General features: G+C 70.4%; 10 protein-coding genes. 7 read left to right on the plus strand and 3 right to left on the minus strand.

The features are described 5' to 3' along the window. Nucleotides 1-139 precede the first annotated feature (139 nt). A complete protein-coding gene (locus ACFWPS_RS32020) occupies nt 140-1591 on the minus strand; it encodes a peptidoglycan recognition protein (RefSeq protein ID WP_383711287.1) in 1452 nt (483 codons plus the stop codon). A gap of 129 nt (nt 1592-1720) precedes the next feature. On the opposite strand from ACFWPS_RS32020, the gene ACFWPS_RS32025 reads away from it, so the two are divergent. The 5 genes from ACFWPS_RS32025 to ACFWPS_RS32045 all read left to right on the plus strand — a co-directional run bounded on the left by ACFWPS_RS32025 (nt 1721) and on the right by ACFWPS_RS32045 (nt 9559). Next, complete coding sequence (locus tag ACFWPS_RS32025) at nt 1721-2476, plus strand: TIGR03089 family protein (RefSeq protein WP_383711289.1); 756 nt, start codon at nt 1721-1723, stop codon at nt 2474-2476. A 356-nt stretch (nt 2477-2832) separates the two neighbouring features. Then, the gene (locus tag ACFWPS_RS32030) at nt 2833-3897 is read left to right on the plus strand and encodes an LCP family protein (RefSeq protein WP_383711291.1); all 1065 of its coding nucleotides are present in this window, start codon (nt 2833-2835) and stop codon (nt 3895-3897) included. A 242-nt stretch (nt 3898-4139) separates the two neighbouring features. Further along, a complete protein-coding gene (locus tag ACFWPS_RS32035; protein WP_383711292.1) occupies nt 4140-5855 on the plus strand; it encodes an LCP family protein in 1716 nt (571 codons plus the stop codon). A gap of 182 nt (nt 5856-6037) precedes the next feature. Next, nucleotides 6038-7750, plus strand: a complete 1713-nt coding sequence (locus tag ACFWPS_RS32040) for an LCP family protein (protein WP_383711295.1) — start codon at nt 6038-6040, stop codon at nt 7748-7750. Between the two features lie 198 nt (nt 7751-7948). Then, nucleotides 7949-9559, plus strand: a complete 1611-nt coding sequence (locus ACFWPS_RS32045) for an LCP family protein (protein ID WP_383711297.1) — start codon at nt 7949-7951, stop codon at nt 9557-9559. A 24-nt stretch (nt 9560-9583) separates the two neighbouring features. Here the strand turns inward: ACFWPS_RS32045 and ACFWPS_RS32050 are convergent, their stop codons facing one another. Beyond that, nucleotides 9584-10633 carry a glycosyltransferase family 2 protein gene (locus tag ACFWPS_RS32050; protein ID WP_383711300.1) on the minus strand — a complete coding sequence of 350 codons (1050 nt, stop codon included), beginning with the start codon at nt 10631-10633 and terminating at the stop codon, nt 9584-9586. Nucleotides 10634-10882: 249 nt separating this feature from the next. Here ACFWPS_RS32050 and ACFWPS_RS32055 point away from each other — a divergent pair, with 249 nt between their 5' ends. Beyond that, nucleotides 10883-12301 carry an LCP family protein gene (locus ACFWPS_RS32055; RefSeq protein ID WP_383711302.1) on the plus strand — a complete coding sequence of 473 codons (1419 nt, stop codon included), beginning with the start codon at nt 10883-10885 and terminating at the stop codon, nt 12299-12301. A 158-nt stretch (nt 12302-12459) separates the two neighbouring features. Here ACFWPS_RS32055 and ACFWPS_RS32060 read toward each other — a convergent pair whose 3' ends face one another. Beyond that, nucleotides 12460-13008 carry an acyl-CoA thioesterase gene (locus ACFWPS_RS32060; RefSeq protein WP_383711305.1) on the minus strand — a complete coding sequence of 183 codons (549 nt, stop codon included), beginning with the start codon at nt 13006-13008 and terminating at the stop codon, nt 12460-12462. Nucleotides 13009-13127: 119 nt separating this feature from the next. On the opposite strand from ACFWPS_RS32060, the gene ACFWPS_RS32065 reads away from it, so the two are divergent. Continuing rightward, nucleotides 13128-14432 (plus strand): LCP family protein, encoded by a 1305-nt coding sequence (locus ACFWPS_RS32065; RefSeq protein ID WP_383711307.1) that lies wholly within the window; start codon nt 13128-13130, stop codon nt 14430-14432. Nucleotides 14433-14542 lie beyond the last annotated feature (110 nt).

The raw sequence follows: 14542 nt of genomic DNA on the forward strand, positions 1-14542 counted from the left end.
GGACCGGCCGAACTCTCTGTCGGCCGGCCAGTGTATGCAGACCGTGCGACGGCGCCCTCGACGACCGCGTGGTGCCACGCGGCATGGGTGTGCGGTTTCCCCCGACTGCCCCCGACGGCGATGAACGCGGGCCCCGTTCTCAGCGTCCCTGCAGGTGCGCGGAGCTGGTCCGGGCCGAGCCGAGCTTGGCGTAGAGCTTGGCGCCTGGGCATTCGGTGGCGTACCCGTCCCTGTGGCCGGAGATCACGTTCAGTCGTACGTTCTTCCCCTTTGGGTAGAGATTGCCACCCCCGGACTTCAGATATGTCTTTCCCTTCGGATTGGCCCCGAAGAGCCCGAGCTTCCACGCGGTGAGCCTGGCGACGGCGGTCACGGCGGCCGCGGACGGCTTGTGCGAGCCGTATGTGCCGATCACCGCGATCCCCATGCTGTGGTTGTTGAACCCGAGGGTGTGGGCGCCTCTGACGGCCTTCGCCACTCCCCCGGCGCGGCCCTCGTAGATGGTTCCGCACTTGTCGACGAGGAAGTTGTAGCCGATGTCCCGCCAGCCCATGCTCACGACGTGGTAGCGGTAGATACTGCGGATGACGGACGGGGCCTCGGAGCAGCGGTAGCCGTTTCCGGTGGCGGTGTGGTGGACGAACGCCGCCTTGATCTTCCCCGTGTAGACGAACCCCTTCTCGCGCAGCGACTCGTCGGCACCCCAGCCGTGGCGGGTGACGATCCTCGGGCGCGGTCCGATGTACGGCTTCGCGAGCGAGGCGTCGGCGCCGCTCAGCTGCCTGAGTTCGCGTTCGGTGTCCTCCCGGCTCAGCGCGGGGATCTCGGTGGCGGCGAAGGACACGAGGTCGGCGTTGACCGTGGCCGCCGCGTCGGCCGCGGTGTCGGTACGGGGGCTGTCGGCCGGCGGGCCCTGGGGCGGGGCCTCCTCGCCGGGGTCGACAAGTTCGAGGCGCAGGCCCGCCGGGAGCAGGTCGCGTCCGGCGCCGGTCCCGGGGACGCTGCCGCGCGCGGCGGAGTCGTCGCCGACGTCAGTGTCGACGTCGGCGCCGACGTCAGTGTCGGCCTCGGCGCCAGTGTCGGCGTCGGCGTCGGCGTCGGCGTCGGCGTCGGCGTCGGCGTCGGCGTCGGCGCGCACACGTACGTCGACTCCGTCCGAGTCGCCCACCCACAGGGGCGCGGTGGCGCCGTGCACCCGGCCGGAGGCGGCCTCCGCCGTGTCCGGGTCGGCGCCGTGGTCGGCGTTGTGCGTGTCGACGTCCTGCCAGCCCGACCAGTCGCCGGTTGCGGCGGACCGGGTGCGGACCTGGACCCGGCCGTGCAGTTGGGTTCCGGGGTTGTCCCAGACGACGCCGACGAGCGAGAAGTGCCGGACGTCGGCGCGGTACGCGCCCTGTTCGGGGGCCTGGCCGAGGGTGCGTTCCCGGGTGCGGGGGGCGAGGGGCAGCGACTGGGTGCTGCCGGAGAGGGCCGCCGTCGTGACCGGGTCCGCCGGTGCGGCGGCCGCGGACGGCGCGCTGAGCACGGCTGGCGGGAGGGTGAGGGCCGCCGCGCAGGTGACGCCGATCGAGCAAGTCAGGAATCCACGCATGCCCCCGATATTGAACACAGTCAGACAAACCTGCCCATCGGGGAATTGACGGTCCGTCGGGGCCGGTTACGCCGAACCGGTGGCCCCGCCAGCCGGTGCGGGCAGCGGGCGCGGCGTACCCTTGCGCGGGTGAACGCCACCGATCGCACCCCTGCCGACCTGCTGCGTTCCGCGCTCGCCGCGGATCCCGGACGCCCTCTGGTGACCTTCTACGACGACGCGACGGGCGAGCGCGTCGAATTGTCCGTGGCCACCTTCGCCAATTGGGTGGCCAAGACGGCGAATCTGCTGCAGGGCGACCTCGGTGCGGGGCCGGGCGACCGGGTGGCCCTGCTGCTGCCCGCGCACTGGCAGACCGCGGTGTGGTTGCTGGCCTGTTCGTCGGTGGGCGTGATCGCCGACGTGGCCGGGGACCCGGCGGTGGCCGACGTCGTCGTCAGCGGGCCGGACTCACTGGAGGCGGCCCGGGCGTGCCGGGGCGAGCGGGTCGCTCTCGCGCTACGGCCGCTGGGTGGGCGGTTCCCGCAGACGCCGGAGGGGTTCGTCGACTACGCCGTCGAGGTGCCGAGTCAGGGGGACCGGTTCGTGCCGTTCACGCCCGTGGATCCGGAGGAGCCCGCGCTGATCGTGGCGGGGGCGGAGTTGAGCGGGGCCGAGGTCGTGGAGCGGGCGCTCGGGGATGCGGCGGGGCTGGATCTGACCGGGCCCGGGTCGCGGCTGCTGTCGGGGCTGGGGTACGACACGTGGGAGGGGCTGAGCGCGGGGTTGTACGCGCCGCTCGCGGTCGGGGGGTCGGTGGTGCTCTGCCGGAATCTGGGGGAACTGGGGGAGGAAGGGATCGCGAAGCGGATCGAGAGCGAGCGGGTGACTGCGTCGGCGCGGTGAGGTCGTTCGTCGGCTGCAGGTAGGTGGGGGCCGGTCGCGCCCACGCGGCGGAGCCGCAGATCGACACAGCCCCGCGCCCCCAAGAAGGTGGGACCAGTCGCCCTGCGTGAGCAGCCTCGCCCCAAAAAAGGTGGGACCAGTCACCCGCGTGAGCAGCCTCGCCTCCCAGGAAGGCGGGACCGGTCGCCCCGCGTGAGCAGCCGCGGTCCCTTGGCGGGGTCGCTCACCCGCGTGGCGTAGTTAGCCCGCCCTCGCCCGTCACCCCGAGGCACTGTTGAGGAGTGACCGACGTCGTAGGGGCATCCGCCACCGGGCACGGGCTTGCCCGGCGGTGTCGGCGGCGTTGGATACGGGGGGTGGCCCTCGGTGTCGGCGTGCTGATGGTCGGGGCCGTGGGCGGCGGCTGGGCCCTCTACGCCAAGCTCAGTCACAACATCACCGCCGACGACGCGGCCGCCGCCGAGCTCGCCCGGTACGAGCGGGAGCGGCCCACCGAGCTGGTGCGGGGCGCGCAGAACATCCTGCTGATCGGGTCGGACACCCGCGCCGGGGACGGGAACCGCCGCTACGGCAAGGATTCGGGCACCCAGCGGTCCGACACCACGATCCTGCTGCATCTCGCCCGCGACCGGCGCAGCGCCACCGCCGTCTCGCTGCCCCGGGACCTGATGGTGCACGTGCCCGGCTGCCTGCGCGGGGACGGACGGCGCAGCGAGCCCTCCTTCACGCTGTTCAACTCGGCGTTCGAGGTGGGGGGTTCGGCCTGCACCGTGCGAACCGTCGAGAAATTCACGGACATCCGCGTCGACCATTACGCCGTCGTCGACTTCAGCGGGTTCAAGGACATGGTCGACGCGATCGACGGGGTGCAGGTGTGCCTGAAGAAGCCGATCAACGACAAGGCCGCCAAGCTGCGGTTGCCCGCCGGACGGGTGACGCTCGACGGGGAGCAGGCGCTGGGGTACGTACGGGCCCGCAAGTCGCTCGGGGACGGCAGTGACACCGGGCGGATGGACCGGCAGCAGCAGTTCCTGGGAGCGCTCGTCAACAAGGTGCAGAGCAGTGACGTACTGCTGAACCCGGCGAAGCTCTATCCGCTGCTGGACGCGGCGACCTCCGCCCTCACCACCGATCCCGAACTGGCCAGTCTGCGCGGCTTGTACCAGCTTGTACGCGGGCTCCGGAGCATCCCCACGGAGCATGTGCAGTTCCTCACCGTCCCGCGGGAGCCGTATGTGTACGACTCCAACCGCGACCAGCTCAAGGCGGCCAAGGCGGACGCGCTGTTCGCGCTGTTGCGGGCCGACGCGCCCGTGAAGGTCGCCGACTACGCCACGGGCGAGAAGGACGACCCCTCTTCCGGAAACTCCGAGGCGCCCACGTTTCGCGGTAACACCGCCGCCGAGGACAGGTGCACGTAAAGCACACGCCAAGGCGGCGAACTTCCGCGCCGTTCATTGTCAGTTATATGAGATGGATTGCCCGGTTGTAGGGAGGACGAATTTGTCACTGGCGTCACTCGACGCTGAACTGGGCGGATAGTGTGAGCGCTCCGGTGCACCCGGCCGCGAGGTCCGTCCTGGGGTCGTGCACCGCGAAACGTGACCGAGCGCCTTGGTGGGGGGAAGGCGCCGCGTGGCCCCGACGGAGGATTCGGACAACCGTGGACGCGCAAGGCCGTGGGCGGGCGGACAACATCGATCCCGCAGACCAGTGGGTACTCAATCCGAACACCGGCGAATACGAACTGCGACTGGCGCCTTCCGCACCGCAGTCGTCGGTACCCGGACCGCGCAGACCCGCCTCGCCGGACACCGCCGCGGGCGGTGCGCGGGAGACCGCGAGCCCGGAGGTGCCGGGGCAGCGCAGACGGCGCAGTGAGCCCGAGCCGCCGGCGGGGCGCCGCTCACGGCGGCAGCCGGTGAAGAAGAAGTCGAAGGCCAAGAAGGTCCTGCTGTGGACCGGCGGGACGATGGCCTTCGTGCTGGTCGCCGCCTCGGCCGCCGGCTACCTGTACATCAAGCACCTCAACGACAACATCACGTCCGTCTCCGACGACGGCGCGAGCACCGGTGGTTTCAGCAAGGACAAGGCGATCAACCTGCTGATCATCGGCACCGACAAGCGGACGGGTTCGGGCAACGAGGGCTACGGCGACGCCGGCAGCGTCGGGCACGCCGACACCACGATCCTGCTGCACATCTCCAAGGACCGCTCGAACGCCACCGCGCTGAGCATTCCGCGTGACCTCATCGTCGACGTGCCCGACTGCCAGACGAAGCAGTCGGACGGGAGCGAGAAGGTCATCGCGGGCACCGAGAACGTCCGGTTCAACACCAGCCTCGGCCAGGACGGCCGTACCGCCAGCTGCACCGTGCGCACGGTGACCGAGCTGACCGGGATCCAGGCGGACAACTTCATGGTGGCCGACTTCAACGCGGTCAAGACGCTGACCGACGCGGTCGGCGGGGTCGAGGTGTGCCTGGCCAAGGACATCGACGACTCGGACTCGCATCTGAAGCTGTCCAAGGGCACCCACAACATCTCCGGCGAGACCGCGCTGGCGTTCGTGCGCACCCGGCACTCGGTCGGCTTCGGCGGTGACCTGAGCCGCATCCAGCTCCAACAGCAGTTCCTCAGCGCCCTGATGCGCAAGCTCAGCTCCAACTCGACGCTCACCAGCCCGACCAAGCTGCTGAAGCTGGCCGAGGTCGGCACCAAGGCGCTCACCGTCGACTCCAAGCTGGACAGCATCTACAAGCTGAAGGACCTGGGGCTGGAGCTCGGCAAGCTCAACCCGAAGAACCTGACCTTCACCACCATCCCGGTGCTGGACAACCCGGCGGAGAAGGTGAAGGTGACCGTCGTGCTCAACGAGACGAAGGCCCCCGCCGTCTTCCAGGCGATCAAGGACGACGTCTCCTTCACGGCCGTCAAGAAGAAGCAGGCCCAGGCCAGCAAGGACGCGGCGGCCGCCCGCCTGGAGGGCACCAAGTCGGCGGCCTCCGCGGTGCGGGTGCGGATCCTCAACGGCGGGGCCCCGGCCGGCAGCGCCCAGGAGACCCTCAGCTGGCTGCAGAACCAGGAGGGCGTCCTCAAGTCGGAGAACGCCGGCAACGCGGACGCCGCACTCAGCAAGACCACCCTGGAGTACGCGCCCAACCAGGCCGATCAGGCGCGCGAACTGGCCAGTCTCATGGGGCTGTCCGGCTCCGCGATGAAGCCCGGCAAGAGCGTGATCAACTCCCAGGGCCTACCCGCGATCACACTGACACTGGGCAAGGACTTCCAGGGGGCGGGAGTCTCCCTCACCACTCCGACAAAGGCGCCGGACGTGGACAGCAAGACGACGGCGGACAAGGTGACCTGCGCCAAGTAGGGCGGCGCGACGAAGAGTTACACCCGGCGACCGCCAAGTAACAGCGAATAAGCAGGTAACCCTATGGGTCCGTCGCGCGTCTAACCGGGCGCGGGGCGGACCCGTGTGGTCCGTGTGGCGTCCGACGGGGGGCGTGGCGGCGGGCCCGTGTGCGCAGGGCGCAGGGTGGGGAGGGCAGGGAGTTGACGCAGAACGATGTGCGGGGGGAGGAGGTGCCTGCGGTCGAGGACACGATGTCCCTCGCACCGAAGGCACCCCGGACACCGGACAGACCCGGCGGCGGACCTCGCAAGGACGGCCCGAAGGACGGCCCGCAGGGCGGCGCGAAGGGCGGCTCCGGCGGTGACTCGCCCGGCGGCCCGAACGGCGGCCGGGGTGAGCGCGGCGGGCGCGGCCGGCGGGCGCTGCGCTGGTCGGCGACCGTGCTGTCGGTGGTGGTCCTCGGTACGGCCGGTGCCGGTTACCTCTACTACCAGCACCTGAACGGCAACATCCACAAGGGCGAGCGCGACATCGGCGACGCCAAGGCGCGGAAGACCGCGGCCAACGCGGCCGGTCAGACGCCGGTGAACATCCTGCTGATCGGCTCCGACAGCCGTAACTCCGACGAGAACGTGAAGCTCGGCGGCGCCAAGTACGACCGGGGCAGCCCGCCGCTCGGTGACGTACAGATGCTGATCCACCTGTCGGCGGACCGGAAGAGCGCGGCGATGGTGAGCATCCCTCGCGACACCCGCGTCGACATACCCAAGTGCACGGACCCGGCCACCGGCAAGGTGTACCCGGCGACCAACACCATCATCAACGAGTCGCTGGCCCGGGGCGGTGCCGGCTGCACGCTGGCCACCTGGGAGAACCTCACCGGGGTCTACATCGACCACTGGCTCACGATCGACTTCGCGGGCGTGGTGAACATGGCGGACGCCATCGGTGGCGTCGACGTCTGTGTGAACCAGAACGTGTGGGACCGGCCGACGGCCGCGGTGTCCGGCGGCTCCGGGCTGAAGATGACGGCCGGCACGCACAAGGTGAAGGGTGAGAAGGCCCTGCAGTGGCTGCGCACCCGGCACGCCTGGGGCAGCGACCTGATGCGGGCCCGGGCCCAGCACATGTACCTGAACTCGATGATCCGCACGTTGAAGGGGCAGAACGTCTTCACCGACACCGGCAGGCTGATGGACCTGGCCGAGGCGGCCACCAAGTCCCTGACGGTCTCCGAGGAGATCGGCACCCCGAAGAAACTCTACGACCTGGGCATGCAGCTCAAGTCGGTGCCGACCAACCGCATCACCAGCCTGACGATGCCGAACGTCGAGGATCCGCAGAACAAGGACCACGTGGTGCCGGACACCGCCAACGCCGACAAGGTGTGGCAGATGCTCCGCGACGACGTGGCGTTCGACAAGAACGGCAGCGCCGAGGAGAGCAAGAAGAAGACCACGGCGAGCGCCACGCCCGCCAAGGAGCCGTCCGTCTCCGCCGGCAGCCTCGGCGTGCTGGTGCAGAACGCCACCGGTACCGCCACCGAGGCCGCGGTCGGCGGCCGGGCGCGGGCGCTCGCCCAGGAGCTGGCCGCCAAGGGCTACAGCAGGGCGGCGGCGGACACCTCGGCGGCCGCGCAGTCGGTGGAGAAGACGGTCGTCCAGTACCCGAGCGCGGACCTGCAGGGCGACGCCCAGGCGGTCGCCAAGGCACTGGGGATCCCCACGAGCCAGGTGCAGCAGACCACGAATGTGTCGGGTGTCACGCTCGTCGTCGGCGCCGACTGGCGGGACGGGACGGCGTACCCGAAGCAGTCCGCGCCGAAGGCCGGTGACCTGCCGGACAACTCCGACGCGATCAACGGTTCGGACACCAAGCAGTGCATGGACGTGTACGCGCCCTACCGCTGGTAGCGGCCGTGCCGCCGGTCTTCCACAGGGGCCGTACAAGGTTCCCGTACAGGGTCATTACAGGCGGCACGGTCTCTTCACACACAGGTCCGCACAGGTAAGCACAGGTAACTCCTAAACGGCTGCACGACACTGCCGCCGTGCTTCAGGTGCCCGGGAGTTCCGGGTGTGGCGGCAGGTGTGAGCGGGAGGGCGGGCAAGGTGGTGCACAGCAGTGTGCGGGGGGAGGTGTCCGACGTGGTGTCCGCGGTCGAGGACACCATGTCCCTCACGCCCCAGGACGGTGGCGGCCGGCAGGGCAGACGTGGCACGGACGGCGACCGCGGGCGCCGCAGACGCCGGATCGTACGCTGGTCGGCCTCGATCCTGGTGCTGGCCATGGCCGGCACCGCCACCGCCGGATACCTGTACTACGAGCACCTCAACAGCAACATCAAGAAAGAGAACCTCAACAACGCCGATACGAAGGACCGCGCGGCCGTGTCCAAGGCGAACGCGGCCGGGCAGACCCCGCTGAACATCCTGCTGATCGGCTCCGACGCCCGGGACACCGCCGAGAACGTGAAGCTGGGCGGTGCCAAGGACATCGGCACCGCCGCCCGCGCCGACGTCCAGATGCTGCTGCACGTGTCCGCCGACCGCACCAACATGTCGGTGGTGTCCATGCCCCGCGACACCCTGGTCTCCATCCCCAAGTGCACCGACTCGAAGACCGGCAAGGTGTACGCGGCCACCGACGACACGATGACCAACGCCTCCCTGGAACGCGGCGGGCCCGGCTGCACGGTGGCCACCTGGGAGAAGCTCACCGGCATCCACATCGACCACTTCATGATGGTCGACTTCTCGGGCGTGGTGTCCATGGCGGACGCGATCGGCGGGGTACCGGTGTGCGTGGACGCCAACATCTACTCGCACACCTCCACCGGTCACGGCTCCGGCCTGAAGCTCAAGAAGGGCACCACCTCCGTCAAGGGCAAGCAGGCACTGCAGTGGCTGCGCACCCGCTACGGCTTCGAGGACGGCAGCGACATAGCCCGGACCAAGGCCCAGCACATGTACATGAACTCGATGGTCCGCCAGCTGCGCTCCAACGCCACCCTCAGCAACCCCGACAAGCTCCTGGGGCTCGCCGAGACGGCCACCAAGGCGCTCACGGTCGACACCGGCCTCGGCTCGGTCACCAAGCTCTACGACCTGAGCAAGGACCTGAAGAAGGTCCCCACCGACCGCATCACCATGACGACGATGCCGTTCGTGTACTCCTCCGACGGCAACCGGGTGCTGCCCAAGCCCACCGACGCGGCCAAGCTGTGGCGGCTGGTCCGCGAGGACATCGCGCTGGACGGCAAGGACAAGAAGAAGACGACCACGACCACGACGAAGGTCACCGACAAGGCCGCGGCCGACGACAAGATCGCCGTACAGGTCCAGAACGGCACGAAGAGCAGCGCGGAGTCCGCCGTCACCGGCCGGGCCGCCGCGGTCACCCAGCTGCTGGTCGGCAAGGGCTTCACGAAGGCGGCCGCCGACACCTCGGCGCTGCTGAGCGAGGACGAGACGCTGGTGCGCTACCCGAGCGCGGACCTGGCGGGCGACGCCCAGCGGATCGCCAAGGTCCTGGGCATCCCGTCCGGCCAGGTGAAGAAGTCCACGGCCGTCGACGGGGTCACGGTGGTCGTGGGCGCCGACTGGCGGTCGGGCACCAAGTACACCGCCGACGACGATGACACCACCCCGGCGTCGGCGAGCGCCCTCAACGCCTCGGACACCACGGCGTGCATGCACGTCGACCCGGACTACACCTGGTAGCCCGGGCCGGTCTCGCGGGGGTGCTCAGCTTCCGGTGGAGCTGAGCACCGCCGGGCGGCGGGACGCGATGACCCGCTTCGCCAGGGCCTTGGGGCTGGTCAGGAAGCCGTACCCCCACGACATGTGCATGGTGGCGAGGGCGACCGGGATCTGCAGCCGGGCCCTGAGCGGCAGGCCCTTGCCGGCCGGGAGGGATCCGGCGGCGATCGCCGCGAGGTAGCCGCCGGGGACCACGAACCCGAACGGGGTGACCAGCGCGCCCACGACGATCCCCACGGCTATCGCGCACACCGCCGTCGGCGGGGCGAGGTAGCGCAGGTTGATGGAGCCCTCGTGGTAGCGGGCGACGACGTGCCGCCAACGGCCGTAGTCCTTGTACTGCTTGGCGAGCGCCCGCACGCTGGGCCGCGGCCGGTACGACACCTTCAGCTCCGGCGAGAACCAGATCAGCCCGCCGGCCTCACGGATCCGGAAGTTCAGCTCCCAGTCCTGGGCGCGGATGAACTCCTCGTTGTAGCCGCCCTGTTGCTCCAGTGCCTCGCGCCGGAAGACACCGAGGTAGACCGTGTCGGCGGGCCCGGCCTCGCCGCCCGTGTGGAAGGCCGCGTTCCCGACGCCGATCTTCGAGGTCATGGCCGCCGCGACCGCGTCCTCCCAGGCGTTCTCGCCCTCGGCGTGCATGATGCCGCCGACGTTCATCGCGCCGGTCTCCTCCAGGAGCCGTACCGCGGTGGCGATGTAGTTCGGCGAGAGCATGCCGTGGCCGTCGACGCGGACCACGATCGGGTGCCGGGAGGCCTTGATCGCGGCGTTCAGCGCGGCCGGGGTGCGCCCGGTCGGGTTCGGGACGGTGTGCACACGCTTGCTTTTGAATGATGCGGTTTCCGCGACGAGCTCGGCGGCGATCTCGTCCGTGCGGTCCGTGGACGGACCGAGGGCGATGACGACCTCCAGCTCGCCGGCGTACTCCTGCGCGAGGATCGCTTGGACGGCCCCGCGCAGGTGCCGCTCCTCGTCGAGGACGGGCATGATCACAGAAACTGCGGGGTGCCGCACGTCGGGCTTGGCGTTCATAGGGGGCTCACGTTACCGCGAACGGGGGACACCGGTGCGCGCCGCATGGGCGGTGGGGCGGGCTGAAGGTCGTATCGGCCTACCGTGCTCACGGATCCCACGTACGGCCTCGTCCGGAGGTGTCCTTTGTCCGCCAGCCCGCCCCGGTCCCCCGCCCGGCCCGCCCGGCCGCAGCGCCGACCGCAGCCCACCCGTCAGGCCCCGCGGCCGCCGGTACGACCCAGGAGGCCCCGGCGGCCGCGCTGGGCCATGCGGGCGGTGACCACGCTCTCGGTGGTGGTGCTGGCATCGGCCGGGATCGGGCACTCGGTCATGGCCGGCCTGGACGCGGACATCGCCCGGGTCGACCCCTTCAAGGACATGAAGAACCGCCCCGCCCCGGGCCACGGCATGAACGTGCTGCTGGTCGGCACCGACGGCCGCGACCAGATCACCGAGCACGAGCGGCGGAAGTACCGGCTGGGCGGGGCGCCCTGCCACTGCACCGACACGATCATGATCGTGCACATCTCGGCGGACCGGGAGCGGGCGACCGTGGTCAGCCTGCCGCGCGACTCGTACGTCGAGGTGCCCTCGCACGTCGACGAGGCGACGGGCCGGCCGCACCCCGCGCACCCCATCAAGCTGAACGCGGCCTACGCGGAGGGCGGCCCGCAGCAGACCGTCCGCACCGTCGAGGACATGACCCACCTGAAGATCGACCACTACCTGGAGGTCGACTTCATCACGTTCATGCGGACCGTGGACGTGCTCGGCGGGGTCCCGATCTGCACCGCCCAGCCCCTGAAGGACTCCTACACCGGCCTGAACCTCTCCCCCGGCACGCACATGCTGAACGGCGGCCAGGCCCTGCAGTACGTCCGCGCCCGGCACGTCGACGCGGCGAGCGATCTGAGCCGGATGAAGCGACAGCAACAGTTCCTCGCGGCGCTGATCGAGCGGGCGACGTCGAACGGGGTGCTGCTCAACCCGATCAGGTTCCGGGACGTGACGCGGGCGGTGCTGGGGTCGGTGCGGGCCGACACGGGCTTCGGCACGGACGAGCTGCTGGACCTCGGCCGGGCGATGCGCAACTTCTCGCCCTCCTCGTCCGAGTTCACGACCGTCCCCATCGGGCAGCTCGGGTACGTGGTGAAGGGCATCGGCTCGACGCTGAAGTGGGACCGGGCCGGGGCGGACCAGCTGTTCCGGTCCCTGCGCGACGACAAGCCGATCGCGGCGCCGGCGCACGCGCCCACGCCGCCCCCGTCGCCCTCGCCCTCTCTCCCGCCGAAGCCGCAGGGGCCGGGGCCGGTGACGGTGGAGGTGGCGCCCGCGGCCATCCGGGTCCAGGTGGAGAACGGCACGGGTACGGCGGGGCTGGCGCGGCGGATGGACGCGGCGCTGGCGGCGACGGGCTTCGCGACGAACCACCAGCCGGTGACCGCCGCCCACCGTGACCTGAGGCGGACGGTGATCTCCTTCGACCCGCGGTGGGACCGCTCGGCCCGCTCGCTGGCGGCGGCCCTGCCGGGCAGCGTGCTGCGGGCCGTGCCGGGGCTGGGGCCGGTGCTGCGGGTGACGGTGGGGGCGGACTTCAAGGGGGCGGTGCGGACGGTGCGGGCGGCTGCGCCGGCGCCGCCGAAGGTGGAATCCTCCGTTATCCGGGGGGATGAGAGGGCTTGCTGAGGTTCGGGTTTCGGCCGCGGGCCGGTGGGGGCTTGTCGCGCAGTTCCCCGCGCCCCTGAAAGCAGAGGCGCTGCACGGCGCCCCTTTAGGGGCGCGGGGAACTGCGCGAGCAACCCCCACGCACCCGCAGCCGAAACCCGACCCGGCGTGGCACCGCCCTAGTCCACGTACCCTTCGGCCACCCTGCGCTCGCGCAGCTCACGAATCTCCCGCCGCCTCGCCAGGCGATGCGTGCGCCTGATCTGGGCCTCCTGGTAGCGCCGGCGGTCCCGGTCGGTCTCCGGCCGGATCGGCGGCACCCGGCGCGGCTTGCCGTCGGCGTCCACCGCCGCGAAGACGAGGTAGGCCGAGCCGACCTGGGTGGCGGGGGTCGACTCGTTCCAGCGCTCGGCGAGGACGCGCACCCCCACCTCCATCGACGTCCGGCCGGTCCAGTTGACCTGGGCCTTGACGTGGACCAGGTCGCCGACGCGGACCGGCTCCAGGAACGCCATCTCGTCCATGGACGCGGTGACGGCGGGCCCGCCCGAGTGCCGGCCGGCGACCGCGCCCGCCGCGTCGTCCACGAGCTTCATGATCACACCGCCGTGCACCGTCCCGAGAAGGTTGGTGTCGCTGTGGGTCATGATGTGGCTCAGCGTGGTCCGGGACGCGGACGTCGGCTTGCCGGGTATATCGGATTCCGCCTCGGGGGCCTGGTCTGTCATGGCCCCCACCTTATGCGGAAGCGACAATCGCGGAATTTGTGTCGGCTTCGCAACAGCGGTGCCCTGATTTTCCGACGACCCTTGTAAGAGGCATGGCCGCTGCCTGCACACTGGGGCCCATGAACGAATGGCCCGAGGGGCGGTCGAACGACAACCGCGGCAACCAGTACGGACGCGGTAGCGCAAGCGCGCAGCCTGAGGGCGCCCGCGTGATGCGCCAGGTACGGCGCGGAGATCCGTCGGCACCGCCGTACGGCGCCCCGCAGCAGGGCGGCGGCGGATACGCCGGGGTCCCGCAGCAGCCGTCGTACGGCGGCGGGTACGGAGACGACCGCGGTGGCGGGTACGACGGCTACGACAGCGGCTACAACACCGGCCAGGTCTACGGCGGCGGCCCCGGGGGCGGCGGCCCGGCCGGTACGCCCGAGCGCGGGCCGCGGCCGGCTCCCAACTGGCGCAAGCGGATCAAGTGGACCGCGATCGTCGTCCTGAGCGTGCTGATCGTCACATCCGTCTCGACCTACTTCTGGGCCGACTCCAAGCTGCACCGGGACGTCGACCTGTCCAAGGTGATCGACCGGCCCGCGGCGGGCAAGGGCACCAACTACCTGATCGTCGGCTCCGACAGCCGCAAGGGCATGTCGGCCGAGGAGAAGAAGAAGCTGCACACGGGGTCGGCCGAGGGCCAGCGCACGGACTCGATGATGATCCTGCACGTCGGCGACAACGGCGACACGCTGATCTCGCTGCCCCGTGACTCGGACGTGGAGATCCCCTCCTACCAGGGGTCCACGTCCGGCAAGGTCTACCAGGGCACCGGCCGCCACACGAAGCTGAACGCGGCCTACGCCGAGGACGGCCCGACCCTCCTCGTCCGCACGGTCGAGTACAACACCGGTCTGCACATCGACCACTACGTGGAGATCGGCTTCGCCGGCTTCGCGGACATCGTGGACGCGGTCGGCGGGGTCACGATCACCATCGACAAGGGCTTCAAGGACAGCTACTCGGGCGCGAACTTCAAGGCGGGCAAGCAGACCCTGAACGGCGAGGAGGCCCTGGCCTTCGTCCGTACCCGGCACGCCTTCGCCACGTCCGACCTCCAGCGCACCAAGAACCAGCAGAAGTTCCTGGCCGCCCTGGCCCACCAGGTGGCCACCCCGTCGACGGTCCTGAACCCCTTCAAGCTCTACCCCACCCTCGGCGCGGGCCTCGACTCCCTCACCGTCGACAAGGACATGAGCCTGTGGGACCTGGCGTCGATGTTCTTCGCGATGAAGGACGTCAACGGCGGCGACGGCGTCTCCATGAACATGCCGATCTCCGGCTCCACGGGCGGCAACCTCGTCTGGGACAAGGCGAAGGTGAAGACCCTGGTCGACGAGCTGAAGAACGACGAGAAGGTCACCGTCTCCGGCAACTAGGCCGTCCCGGCGGCGAGCACGGCCACAGGGGGAAGGGCGGGGCGCCCTTCCCCCTCGGCATACCCGGCTACAGCGCGTCGAACGGCGGCACGATGCGGACAACGATGATC

Origin of the sequence: Streptomyces sp. NPDC058457 (assembly GCF_042720695.1) — a bacterium.
Lineage (GTDB): Bacteria > Actinomycetota > Actinomycetes > Streptomycetales > Streptomycetaceae > Streptomyces.